Source organism: Lysinibacillus sp. NPDC056220, from assembly GCF_049315265.1.
Taxonomy (GTDB): Bacteria; Bacillota; Bacilli; order Bacillales_A; family Planococcaceae; genus Lysinibacillus; species Lysinibacillus pinottii.
Map to the genome: position 1 here is coordinate 939,687 of NZ_JBMOXD010000001.1, position 12,895 is coordinate 952,581.

The 12,895-nt window shown below is 39.0% G+C and carries 15 protein-coding genes; all 15 read right to left on the bottom strand.

What is annotated here, in order from left to right; genetic code table 11:
• Positions 1-44: 44 nt before the first annotated feature.
• The gene (locus tag ACOZBY_RS04420; protein ID WP_025114760.1) at positions 45-305 is read right to left on the bottom strand and encodes a sporulation transcriptional regulator SpoIIID; all 261 of its coding nucleotides are present in this window, start codon (positions 303-305) and stop codon (positions 45-47) included.
• Positions 306-460: 155 nt separating this feature from the next.
• The gene (locus tag ACOZBY_RS04425; RefSeq protein WP_031418512.1) at positions 461-1,138 is read right to left on the bottom strand and encodes a M23 family metallopeptidase; all 678 of its coding nucleotides are present in this window, start codon (positions 1,136-1,138) and stop codon (positions 461-463) included.
• 37 nt (positions 1,139-1,175) lie between these two features.
• Positions 1,176-2,075: a stage II sporulation protein D gene (spoIID, locus tag ACOZBY_RS04430; RefSeq protein ID WP_230584538.1), complete on the bottom strand. Its 900-nt coding sequence runs from the start codon at positions 2,073-2,075 to the stop codon at positions 1,176-1,178.
• Positions 2,076-2,195: 120 nt separating this feature from the next.
• A complete protein-coding gene (gene murA / locus ACOZBY_RS04435) occupies positions 2,196-3,509 on the bottom strand; it encodes a UDP-N-acetylglucosamine 1-carboxyvinyltransferase (RefSeq protein WP_012292771.1) in 1,314 nt (437 codons plus the stop codon).
• A 366-nt stretch (positions 3,510-3,875) separates the two neighbouring features.
• On the bottom strand, positions 3,876-4,115 hold the full coding sequence (locus ACOZBY_RS04440) for a DUF1146 family protein (protein WP_012292770.1): 240 nt from the start codon (positions 4,113-4,115) through the stop codon (positions 3,876-3,878).
• 77 nt (positions 4,116-4,192) lie between these two features.
• On the bottom strand, positions 4,193-4,600 hold the full coding sequence (locus ACOZBY_RS04445) for a F0F1 ATP synthase subunit epsilon (RefSeq protein WP_031418510.1): 408 nt from the start codon (positions 4,598-4,600) through the stop codon (positions 4,193-4,195).
• Positions 4,601-4,624: 24 nt separating this feature from the next.
• Positions 4,625-6,040, bottom strand: coding sequence for a F0F1 ATP synthase subunit beta (gene atpD, locus ACOZBY_RS04450; protein ID WP_012292768.1), 1,416 nt, complete (start codon positions 6,038-6,040; stop codon positions 4,625-4,627).
• A 48-nt stretch (positions 6,041-6,088) separates the two neighbouring features.
• Positions 6,089-6,946 (bottom strand): ATP synthase F1 subunit gamma, encoded by an 858-nt coding sequence (gene atpG / locus ACOZBY_RS04455; protein WP_008180542.1) that lies wholly within the window; start codon positions 6,944-6,946, stop codon positions 6,089-6,091.
• A gap of 47 nt (positions 6,947-6,993) precedes the next feature.
• On the bottom strand, positions 6,994-8,502 hold the full coding sequence (gene atpA / locus ACOZBY_RS04460) for a F0F1 ATP synthase subunit alpha (protein WP_012292766.1): 1,509 nt from the start codon (positions 8,500-8,502) through the stop codon (positions 6,994-6,996).
• 28 nt (positions 8,503-8,530) lie between these two features.
• Positions 8,531-9,067, bottom strand: a complete 537-nt coding sequence (locus ACOZBY_RS04465) for a F0F1 ATP synthase subunit delta (RefSeq protein ID WP_012292765.1) — start codon at positions 9,065-9,067, stop codon at positions 8,531-8,533.
• Positions 9,064-9,585 (bottom strand): F0F1 ATP synthase subunit B, encoded by a 522-nt coding sequence (atpF, locus tag ACOZBY_RS04470; RefSeq protein WP_012292764.1) that lies wholly within the window; start codon positions 9,583-9,585, stop codon positions 9,064-9,066. The genes ACOZBY_RS04465 and atpF overlap by 4 nt, the downstream gene beginning before the upstream one ends.
• Positions 9,586-9,758: 173 nt before the next feature.
• Positions 9,759-9,983, bottom strand: coding sequence for a F0F1 ATP synthase subunit C (atpE, locus tag ACOZBY_RS04475; protein ID WP_004269474.1), 225 nt, complete (start codon positions 9,981-9,983; stop codon positions 9,759-9,761).
• Positions 9,984-10,046: 63 nt separating this feature from the next.
• Positions 10,047-10,757 carry a F0F1 ATP synthase subunit A gene (atpB, locus tag ACOZBY_RS04480; protein ID WP_012292763.1) on the bottom strand — a complete coding sequence of 237 codons (711 nt, stop codon included), beginning with the start codon at positions 10,755-10,757 and terminating at the stop codon, positions 10,047-10,049.
• 36 nt (positions 10,758-10,793) lie between these two features.
• Complete coding sequence (locus ACOZBY_RS04485; protein WP_008180553.1) at positions 10,794-11,165, bottom strand: ATP synthase subunit I; 372 nt, start codon at positions 11,163-11,165, stop codon at positions 10,794-10,796.
• Positions 11,166-11,702: 537 nt separating this feature from the next.
• Positions 11,703-12,824, bottom strand: a complete 1,122-nt coding sequence (gene wecB / locus ACOZBY_RS04490; RefSeq protein WP_036160737.1) for a non-hydrolyzing UDP-N-acetylglucosamine 2-epimerase — start codon at positions 12,822-12,824, stop codon at positions 11,703-11,705.
• Between the last annotated feature and the right edge of the window lie 71 nt (positions 12,825-12,895).

Here is a 12,895-nt window from a genome sequence, read left to right on the forward strand (position 1 = left end):
AACAATCTTATTTTATGCCTGTCCACACAACAAAAAAGAACGAATCAATCTTGACTCGCTCTTTCTTTCCACTTGTTTTTCGTTGCTTCTCCTCCGCGAATATGACGTACGGCCTTATGGTAGGCGAGTATTTCCTTCACTTGGTCAGCTAATCCTTCATGAATTGTTGGTAATCGCTCTGTTAAATCTTTGTGCACCGTACTTTTTGAATAACCAGTCATTTTCGCGAGGACACGCACAGTCTCACGCGTCTCAATCAGTAATTCACCGAGGCGTATGCAGCGCTTCCGAATGTGCTCATGCACGTTCTTCGTCCTTTCCACACAATTTCACAAAATGCTTTGGCAATCAGATGCACATTTGCGCATTTCTTCACCTTATGTAAGGACAAAGCTATTCAGAACACGTTTTGCATTTTCCTAATAAAATGCTGATTTTTATGCGTTACTAGCTTTCAGAATTAAAAAGCTAGTAATTTTTTCGGATTAACATATTTTCCGTCTTCAACTACTTCGAAATGCATGTGGACGCCAGCCGCTTGATTCCACTCGTTATCAGTCGCTTTTCCTAAAGCTTGACCTTGTGTAACCTCATCGCCTTCTTTTACAGCGATATCTTTTACAGAGCTATAGTGAGTTTGCATGCCATTTGGATGCTCGATGACAATTTTATTCCCTGTAAATGCGTCTAGTTTTACTTCTAGTACTTTACCACTCATAGCAGCTAGTACTTCAAACTCTTCACCATTCATAGCAATAGAGATACCAGAAGACGTAGTAAATGTTTGATTAAATACCATTAGTGCATTTTCACGAGATTCTTCATTTGCTTCTAGCTCATAAAACTCTTGTAAAATTTGTACTTTACCAAGACTCTCTTCTTTGAATGGATACATCATGTTTTCAGTACGTGCATTTGTTTCTACTACTGGACCCGAGTCAACTTCCGCTAAATCTGGTAAAGGAGCATCTTCTACTTTTGATACAAGACTATTGTAACCAAATAACAACCCTGCTAGAACGAGTGCACCACCTGTGTAAACTACTGGCCAAAACCATGGTTTCTTTTGTAACTGACCATTTTCCTTTTGATTTGGATTCTGGTTTTGAGAAGCTTTATTATTTTTATCCTCTCTCATTTTCATCACCTCTAGTTGCAGTGTGAACAACTAGAAGTTATTTTAAACATGCATCTATTTTTTTTATTTCAATATCTTGATAATAATAGTGTAAAATTTCAGCAGCGGTTTTCCCTTCATTTGCCATGGCCTCTGCTCCATATTGACTCATTCCTACTCCATGACCATATCCTTGAGTTTTCACGTGCACTCTTTTTGTATTAGCATTATAGACAATTGAAAAATCTGTTGATGGTATCCCAAGAAATGTTCGTACCTCTCTCCCTGTCCAGACATTATTCCCTAATTGTAGACGCTCTACACGCCCTGAGTCATTGTAAAATAGCTGTATACGATTAAAATCACTAGCTTGCCATTGTACTGGCCATAGTTTATTCCATTGTGCTAGTGACCACTCTTGCTCTGCCTCAAATTTAGGAGAGGCTTGATCTGATATACTTGAAACACTTTGCAAATATGGTATGTTATTTCCACTATAACCGTATGCACTTTCTGTTTGTCCATTGCTTGTTGAATGGAACATAGCTGTAATTAAATTATTATTATAAAGAAGAACTTGTCCTTTCGTTTCATTAATTGCTTCGACAATTTTCTTTTCATTTCCCAGGAAATTGCTAGCCCAATTCGCTTTTCTTTGACTCTCATCATAGAAAACCTGCTTTGCTACAGTCGGTGCAATTGCTTTTTTACCGTAATTTGTCGTTTTTAACGCATAAGTTCGTGCTGCAATCGCTTGAGCCTTCAATGCCTCCTTTTTAAAAGAAACAGGCATTTCTGCCGCAACGACCCCTGTTATATATGTCTCTAAAGGGATTTTTTCCTTTTGCCCCTCCACTTCTATAAATATTTCGCAAGCTTTTTCTTCCGCTGTTGGAGGTTGCACTTCCTCCCGTCTTTCGCTAAATCCTAAAACAGGAAGCACATATAATGCTCCCATTAAACAAAGGACACCTATACTAATCATCCATTTTTTCATAAGGAATAATATGCTGTATATCATTTAGTTATGAAAAATAAAAAACCCTCTGCTTATGTAAGCAAAGGGTTTTGACACATTTTAGTTTGCAGGTAATTCAACAGAAATGTCTTCAGTTGTCACAACTTCTTCATCAGTAATACGTTCAATATTGGCACCAAGAGAAGCTAATTTACCATGGAAATCAACATATCCACGATCTAAATGGTGTAGTTTTGTAACACGTGTAATTCCTTCTGATACTAGACCTGCTAAAATCAGTGCAGCCGCAGCTCGTAAATCCGTTGCCATTACTTCAGCCCCCTGAAGCTCTACTGGCCCCTCAATAAACACAGAGCGTCCTTCTATTTTAGCACCCGCATTCATACGACGGAACTCCTCAACATGCATAAAACGATTTTCAAATACTGTTTCCGTAATGATACTCGTACCTTCCGCAGTCAACATTAACGCCATCATTTGAGATTGCATATCTGTCGGGAACCCTGGATGTGGCATTGTTTTAATATCCACAGCCTTTAATGTCTGAGGAGCACATACACGAATGCCTTCATCCAACTCTATAATCTCTACGCCCATTTCGCGCATCTTTGCAATCAAAGCCGTCATATGCTCAGGAACTGCATTTTCAATGACCACATCACCCTTAGTAATAGCTGCTGCCACCATAAATGTACCAGCCTCAATGCGGTCCGGAATAATATGATGCTCTACTCCATATAATGTATCGACTCCTTCTATACGAATCGTATTTGTACCAGCACCAATTACACGTCCGCCCATACTATTAATAAAGTTAGCAAGATCTACGATTTCAGGCTCTTTGGCAGCATTTTCAATTACAGTTGTCCCCTCTGCTAAAGATGCTGCTGTCATAATATTTTCAGTTGCCCCAACACTTGGGAAGTCTAAATATACATTTGCTCCTTTTAAACGACCCTCTGTCTTTGCCTCTACATATCCATGGCCAAATGAAATCTTCGCTCCCATTGCTTCGAAACCTTTTAAATGTAATTCAATTGGGCGAGAACCGATTGCACATCCTCCTGGTAGCGCAACACGAGCATACCCATTACGCGCAAGTAACGAGCCCATTACTAAAATTGATGCACGCATTTTACTAACATACTCAAATTGTGCTTCACTAGAAAGTTCTTTTGTTGCATCTATATATACGGCATTATCTTCAGGTATATATGTAACTGCTGCGTTTAAACTTTTAAGTACTTCGTTTATTGTAAAGACGTCTGCTAAGTTAGGGACTTCTTTAATTACATTTTCTCCCTTTGAAGCAAGTAAAGCTGCTGCAAGGATTGGTAACACTGCATTTTTTGCGCCCTCTACACGTACTTTTCCCTGTAGTTTTTGGCCGCCAGTCACTATTATTTTATCCACCCTATGTCCCTCCGAATTCAATCTATTAACCTACCGAATTTTTATTTTAATAAAGAAGTATAATGTCATAATCAGTAAACAAACAACTCTATAGTACAACTTTTTTAACGCCCATTCAAGCGTCCAAATCACTATTTTAAGGCATTATTAGATATTTTGCTATTTATTTATTGTACGCTACCACTTTTTTTTTGTGAATGACCAATAACCAGTTCACTTCTAATACATACCCAAAGATGTATGAACAAAAAACAACTTTTAGAAGTTTTTTTATACATAGTTCAAAGGGCCACATAAATGTTATTATAAAGTCCTTTGAAGTATGTAGTGATGGAGTGTAAGATTCGAATTGATAAAGTCGAATCTTTAAAACAAGTATGGAAGTTTGCCAGACCAGTTAGATATTTGTAAAAAGAAATTGGATACAGCAGAACCAATTGCAATACTTAATAAAATATAAATAAGTTGAATTTGAAAAACTCTATTCTTCTTGAATAGTTTTTCTGCCATAAAAGCCTGTAATGCGTAAAATGTAATAGCTATAAAAAACAAATGCGATAAAATGCCTAATAAGGCTTCTTGTCCTATTGCTTCATAAAGCTCCATATTTCCCCCTCCAACTGTCCTATAATTTAAGCATTTTAAAAAACGGGCAGATGCTATATCTGCCCGTTAAAAATGAATTAGATATTACCCTCATGAACGTTGATACGATTCAACGCACGTTTTAATGCTAGGTCAGCACGTTTGAAATCAATGTTGTCTTGTTTACCTTGAAGACGTCCTTCAGCACGTTTAACGGCTTCTTTTGCACGTTGAACATCAATACTTTCAGCAACTTCAGCAGAAGGCGCTAAAATTGAAATCTTTTCTGGACGAACTTCAATGAAACCACCGCTAACAGCAACAATGTCAGTAGAACCGTCTGCTTTTTTCAGCTTCACTGCACCAATTGCAAGTGGAGCAACCATCGGAATATGGCCTGCAAGAACACCGATTTCTCCTGAAGTTGTTTTAGCGATTACCATTGATACTTCAGAATCGTATACCGGGCCGTCGGGAGTGACAATATTGACTAGAACTGTCTTCATATTTTTTCCTCCTCGTCCCTAGTATTAAACCTCTACGCCCATGCTTTTCGCTTTTTCAACTACTTCATCAATTGAACCAACTAGACGGAAAGCATCTTCTGGTAGGTGATCCCATTTGCCATCAAGAATTTCCTTGAATGAACGAACAGTTTCTTTTACAGGTACATAAGAACCTTTTTGACCAGTGAATTGTTCCGCTACGTGGAAGTTTTGTGATAAGAAGAATTGAATACGACGAGCACGTTCTACTGTTTGTTTATCTTCATCAGATAATTCATCCATACCTAGAATGGCAATGATATCTTGTAATTCACGGTAACGTTGGATTGTACGTTGTACACCAGTAGCAACTGCATAGTGCTCAGCGCCTACGATTTCAGGTGATAATGCACGTGAAGTCGAAGCTAATGGGTCAACCGCAGGGTAGATACCCATTTCTGATAATTTACGCTCAAGGTTAGTAGTAGCATCTAAGTGGGCGAAAGTTGTAGCTGGAGCCGGGTCAGTATAGTCATCGGCTGGTACATAGATCGCTTGGATAGAAGTTACAGATCCTTTGTTCGTAGATGTGATACGCTCTTGTAGTTTACCCATTTCTGTAGCAAGTGTTGGTTGGTAACCTACCGCAGAAGGCATACGACCTAATAGGGCAGAAACCTCAGAACCTGCTTGCGTGAAACGGAAGATATTATCGATGAATAAAAGTACGTCAGCACCTTGCTCATCACGGAAGTATTCTGCCATTGTAAGACCAGTTAAAGCTACACGCATACGTGCACCTGGTGGTTCATTCATTTGACCGAATACCATCGCTGTTTGCTTGATAACGCCTGAATCGCTCATCTCGAAGAATAAGTCGTTCCCTTCACGAGTACGCTCACCTACACCAGCGAATACAGAGATACCAGAGTGCTCTTGTGCGATGTTATTAATTAATTCTTGGATTAATACTGTTTTACCTACGCCGGCACCACCGAAGAGACCGATTTTACCACCTTTAATATATGGTGCTAATAAGTCTACTACTTTGATACCTGTTTCAAGAATTTCAACTGTAGTTGAAAGTTCTTCGAATGTTGGTGCTTCGCGGTGAATTGAATCACGACGAGCGTCAGCTGGAATCTCTTCACCTAAGTCGATTACTTCACCTAGTACGTTGAATACACGACCTAAAGTAACTTCACCAACTGGTACTGAGATAGCTTTTCCTGAGTCTGTTACTTCTGCTCCACGTTGTAAGCCATCAGTAGATGACATTGCAATTGTACGAACAGAATCATCACCTAAATGAAGCGCAACTTCTAATGCAAGAATTGTTGGTTCTTCATTAGGACGTTCAATCTTAACTGTTAGTGAGTTATAGATTGCTGGTAATTGGCCATTGTCGAATTTTACGTCAACAACTGGACCCATTACTTGAATAACATGTCCTTTATTCATTACTGTGTATCCTCCTATCGTATTCTTATACGACATTGGGAAGCTGGCCTATTCTAAGGCTGCAGCTCCACCAACGATTTCTGTAATTTCTTGTGTAATCGCCGCTTGACGCGCACGGTTATATTGCAATGAAAGGTCTGAAATAAGATCAGATGCGTTATCAGTTGCATTTTTCATAGCCGTCATACGAGAAGCATGTTCACTTGCTTTTCCATCTAATAATGCGCCATAAACTAAGCTTTCCGCGTATTGTGGAAGTAACACTTCAAGAATTGCTTCACCAGATGGCTCGAATTCGTAAGAAGCATTGCTGCTAGCAGGTGCAAGATCTGTTAATGGAAGAAGTTTTTTCTCTGTCACTTCGTTAGCAATTGCGCTGACAAAGTGATTATAGTACATATAAAGTTGATCATACGTACCGTCAATGAACATACCAACAGCATTACGAGCGATTTCTTTAATATCAGCAAATGTAGGTTGGTCCGGAAGACCGACAACATCACTGATGACATTATGATCACGTTTCACAAAGTAGTCACGCACAACACGACCTATTGCTAAAATCACGTATTCGTCTTTAGATTTATGACGCTCGTCAATTGTACGTTGTACTTGACGTAGGATACTTGAGTTATAAGCACCTGCAAGACCACGGTCAGAACCAATGACTAAGTAAGCTGTTTTCTTAACAGGACGAGCAGTTAACATTGGATGTCCACTGTCTTTTGTTCCTGAAGCGATCGCGCCTACTACGTCCTGAATTTTTTCCATGTAAGGAACGTACGCTTTAGCATTTTGCTCTGCACGACGTAACTTAGAAGAAGAAACCATCTGCATCGCTTTCGTAATTTGTTTCGTACTCTTTGTAGAATTAATACGACCTTTTATTTCGCGTAAGTTTACCACTGGTATTTCACCACCTTTTGTTTTTTAATCAAGTGACTAGCTCGAACTTATTCTGATTTAGCGAAAGTTTTTTTGAACTCCGTTAAAGCTGCTACGTAATCTGCATCAGGAGCAAGCTCTTTTGTAGTACGAACATGATCTAAAACGTTTGTGTGGTTTGAATCTAACCAGCTTAAGAATTCACTTTCAAAGCGAACGATATCTTGTACTGGAATATCATCTAAGTGACCTTTAGTTAATGCATAAAGGATTGCTACTTGCTTTTCAACTTTAAGTGGTTTGTTTAGGTCTTGTTTAAGAACTTCAACCGTACGTTTACCACGCTCAAGTTTAGCTAGTGTAATTTTATCTAAATCTGAACCAAATTGAGCAAATGATTCAAGCTCACGGAATGCAGCTAAGTCAAGACGTAGTGTACCCGCAACTTTTTTCATCGCTTTAATTTGAGCTGATCCACCTACACGTGATACAGAAAGACCGGCGTTAATCGCTGGACGTACACCTGAGTTAAATAAGTCAGATTGTAAGAATATTTGACCATCCGTAATTGAGATAACGTTAGTTGGGATGTATGCAGAGATATCCCCAGCTTGTGTCTCAACGAATGGAAGAGCTGTAATAGAACCGTTTTGATATGTTTCATTTAACTTCGCAGCACGTTCAAGTAAGCGGCTGTGTAAGTAGAAAACGTCACCAGGGTATGCTTCACGACCTGGAGGACGGCGTAGAAGAAGTGAAAGTTCACGGTAAGCTGATGCTTGTTTAGAAAGATCATCATACACGATTAATACGTGCTTACCTTGTAACATGAATTCTTCTGCCATAGAAACACCAGCAAATGGTGCTAAGAATAGTAATGGAGCTGGTTGAGAAGCTGCAGCAGTTACTACGATTGTGTAATCTAATGCACCGTGCTTACGTAAAGTTTCAACTACACCACGTACAGTTGATTCTTTTTGACCGATTGCAACATAGATACAAATCATATTTTCGCCATCTTGGTTTAAGATTGTATCGATTGCTACTGATGTTTTACCTACTTGACGGTCACCGATGATTAACTCACGTTGACCACGACCAATTGGTACTAGAGCGTCAATTGCTTTGATACCTGTTTGTAATGGTTCGTGTACTGATTTACGAGCCATTACACCGAAAGCAGGACTTTCGATTGGACGAGATTTAGTTGTGTTGATTGGACCTTGTCCATCCACTGGTTGACCAAGTGGGTTTACAACACGGCCAATTAGTTCTTCACCAACTGGTACTTCCATGATACGACCTGTACGACGAACTTCATCGCCTTCTTTGATGTCTGTGTATGGACCTAAGATTACGATACCAACGTTACCTTCTTCTAGGTTTTGAGCCATACCCATAACACCGTTAGAGAACTCAAGAAGTTCTCCAGCCATGGCGTTGTCGAGGCCATGAGCAAGAGCGATACCGTCACCAATACGGATAACTGTACCAACTTCGCTTACTTTAAGTTCAGATTCATAATTCTCAATCTGTTGTTTAATCAGACTGCTGATTTCTTCAGCCTTGATGCCCATGTATGTCACCTCTCACATTTCTTAATTATTAACCGATTAATTCACGTTTTAGGCGCTCAAGTTTGTTCGCTACTGAGCTATCGTAAATATGATTACCGATTTGAACACGAATACCACCAAGAAGTGATGGATCAATTTCGTTTGTAATGTTTAATGATTGTTTCCCTACAAGCTTCGCAAATGTTGTAGAAATATTAGCGCTTTCTTCAGCAGAAAGTGCACGAGTAGAGAATACTGTTGCATCTGCAGTACCTTGTGCCTTTGCAGCAAGCTCAGCATATGCGTTCGCAATAAGCTTCACTTCGTTTACACGTTTTTTCTCAACTAGTAGTTGAACTGTGTGTAAAACCTCTGGAGTTGCACCTGCAAAGATTTCAGCTACCATTTGTTTCTTACGTTCGATAGAGAACTTGGGAGCATTTAAAAGCGTTAAAAAATCAGGAGATTCTTGAACAATCTTTGTTAGCTCGTTTAAGTCTGCTCCAACCTCAGCAAGAATATTTTTTTGTTGCGCTAATTCAAAAAGCGCTTGAGCGTAACGTTTTGCTACAGCTGAATTACTCATCGAGCTTCCCCTGCCTTCGCAATCGTCTCTTCAATTAGAGCACGGTTGTCTGCCTCAGAAATCTCTTTGCTAAGGACTTTCGATGCTGCAAGTACAGATAATGAAACGACTTCATCACGTACAGCTGCAATAGCTTTTTCTTTTTCAGACTCAATTTCACGTAAAGCCGATTCTTTCAAGCGGTTTGCTTCATTACGAGCTGCAGTAAGAATTTCATCTTTTTGTAGTTCGCCTTGCTTCTTAGCGCCTTCAACAATCGATTGTGCTTCCGTACGAGCTTCTTTAAGAAGGCTCTTTTGTTCTTCTAAAAATTGGTGCGACTCTTTGCGCGCTTTTTCAGCTGCTTCGATTTCACTCGCTACTAACTCTTCACGTTGTTGCATGATGCCCATCAGTGGACCCCAAGCGACTTTCTTAAGTAAGAACATTAATACTAAAAAGATAGCTAATGTTGCGATGATGTCTCCGTTATTGAACTTACTAGCGCCAGCACCTAGTACAAGATAATCTAAATACACGATTGTTTCACTCCCTTCAAGAGCTTTAACTTCAACTTAATTTAATGAATTAAAAAACTACCTATTTTAAAAAGCTATATTTACACATAGCTTTTATCCGTTCCAAAATGAAGGGCGAAGTTTCATCTGGAGAATCCTGCTTCGCCACTAGTAAAATCCAGTGTTCAACTGAATTATTTATTCATTACGATGAATGCTACTACTACTGCGATGATCGGTAGGGCTTCAACTAATGCAACCCCGATGAACATTGTAGTTTGAAGAACGCCACGAGCTTCTGGCTGACGAGCGATACCTTCTACTGTTTTTGATACGATAAGACCGTTACCGATACCTGCACCAAGTGCACCTAAACCGATTGCGATTGCTGCTGCTAATAAACCTAATGAACCTGTCATTTGAAAATTTCCTCCTTGGAATTGTTTGTTTTTGTGGTTCAAGCATATGATATATGCTTTATATTAATGGTCATCGCTCACTTTATGAGCCATGTAAACCATTGTTAACATTGTGAAGATAAAGGCTTGGATAAAGCCGATGAAAATTGAGAAACCTTGCCATGCCATCATTGGAACGATTGCCCCGATGAATCCCACAGCACCTGATGATGCTAAACCTGCTAATAAGCCAAGTAAAATCTCACCCGCGTAAATGTTACCGTAAAGACGTAAACCTAACGTTAATGTATTTGCAAATTCCTCTACTAATTTAAGTGGGAACATGAAAGACATTGGTTTAAAGAATGTACCAGCATAATGCCCTGTACCCTTCATTTTAACACCATAGAAATGCGATAAAACTAAAATCATCGTTGCTAACGTCATCGTTACAGTTGGGTCAGCCGTTGGTGATTTCCACCAAAGTTCATGACCATAAACGATCGAGAATGGAAGACCTAATAAGTTAGATACTGCGATAAACATAATTAACGTAATACCGAGAATGTGGAATCGACCACCAGTTTTCCAGTCCATGTTGCTTTTGATGATATTCTTAACGAAGTCCATAATCCATTCCATGAAGTTTTGCATACCAGTTGGTTTTAGTTTTAGGCTTCTAGTTGAAATAAAGGCAATTAAAAATACGATAATTGCAGCAACTAGTAACATCATAACTGTCGATTTATTAAATGTTAAAAAACCGACTTCTAGTAACGGAGCTTCATGATTCATTGTTATTTTTCACCTCTCTTTCTAATTTAAAGCACATTAGCGGTTCCTTACATGTGACACAATTCTCTCGACAAAGAGAAAAACGTACGGAATCATTAGCCCTATGACCGTGCTAATTAAGTGAAAATAGTTTGGCAACGAAATGGCTATTGCGACTGCCGCAACACCTGATCCAAAGCGAAGTGCTGTACCAAGTGAGCCTATTTTCTTCCCTTCACTAATGGACCTGTCAAACTTCTCCATACGGCGAACTAGAATCCAAAAATTATACGTACCAAAGAATGCACCGACTGCGATGCCCGCAAATACAGTTTGAAAGGAAGTGAATCCCCAGCCTAATGCGCAGAGTGCAAGCAAAAAAAATAACGCCCTCTTCTGCACAGCAAAAATGTGATGCAAATCTAGCATTGGTTGTAATCTCCTGAATCAAATTTTCGAGTATTGAAAGCGTTTGCTGACCACCATGTGAAATCAGAAAAGAGCAGTGAAAGGCACTACTCACAGCGGAATAGTAATGGGAGAGTCATTTCAATTACAGGTGTAAATACCCAAAAAATAACTTACACCCCTTACCAACTCGGTAAAAACCGAAACGCACAAAACGTTGCAAATCGACAGTTTTATTTTGAACTGTCAATTTAGTAGAAAGTTGATATAACAAGTGTTTCAACGTCCTAATTATGAACTGAAACCCTTATCATTCTTACCCTTTGTAAGCATACAATAGGAGATATTTGAAGTCAATTGGTAATAGAGAAAAACTTCACAACCTATATACTCTTGTCAAATTGTTGACAAATTTGTGTATGAAATTTCATAGTTTCAAATGTTCTCTTTTTCTTGACTCATAGAAAAAGCTAATTTACGACATAATTATGCTCATAAATTAGCTTACCCAACTCAATAGGTACATTAGACTTATTTTTTCGAATTAAATATAGTACATTATTTAGTTTTTTGTAAAAAAACTAGCAATGCCTCTACAATTCGTTTAGATGCATGTCCATCACCATATGGATTTGATGCATGTGCCATCGCCTCATAAGCCTTTTTATCCGTTAACAATTCTTTAGCTAAAGTGTAAATAGTATCTTCTTCAGTTCCTGCTAGCTTTAGCGTTCCAGCTGCAATTCCTTCTGGGCGCTCTGTTGTGTCTCTAAGGACAAGTACTGGCTTCCCTAATGATGGTGCCTCTTCTTGGACGCCACCTGAGTCTGTTAAAATCATGTAAGAATTCGCTGCAAAGTTATGGAAATCAAATACTTCAAGTGGCTCTATTAAATGTACTCGTTCATTGTCACCTAAAATTTCATTCGCGATTTCTCTTACTGCAGGATTCATATGCACCGGATATACTACTTGAACATCATCATGCTCAGCTAAAATTCTTGTAATTGCTTTGAACATATGACGCATTGGCTCACCCAGATTTTCGCGTCGATGTGCTGTTAATAAAATCATGCGATCTTTGCCAATTTTATCTAATACGGGATGCGTGTAATGTTCACTAACAGTTGTTGCCAATGCATCAATCGCTGTATTACCTGTAACAAAAATGGTATCAGCATTCTTATTTTCATCGATAAGATTCTTTTTAGATACTTCGGTTGGCGCAAAATGTAAATCAGCCATTACACCTGTTAACTGACGATTCATTTCTTCTGGGTATGGTGAATACTTGTTCCAAGTTCGCAGTCCTGCTTCCACATGTCCAATTGCGATTTGGTTATAAAACGCCGCCAAGCTTGCAATAAAAGTCGTCGCTGTATCACCGTGTACCAATACGATATCTGGCTGAGCTTCTTTCATTACTTGATCCAAACCTTGTAATGCGTTTGTCGTCACATCAATTAATGTTTGACGATCTTTCATTATATTTAAATCATAGTTTGGTGTTATTTCAAATGTCTCTAGTACTTGATCTAGCATTTGGCGATGTTGTGCCGTTACTGTGACAATAGATTCTATTTGCTCAGGATACTTTTGTAACTCTAAAACAAGAGGAGCCATTTTAATTGCTTCTGGTCTTGTACCAAAAATCGTCATTACTTTCCATTTTTTCATCAAAACGATCTGCACCGTCCTTTTTGTTATTGTATGAAAAGGACACCACACCAGTTGAAGTCCAACATGAGGAG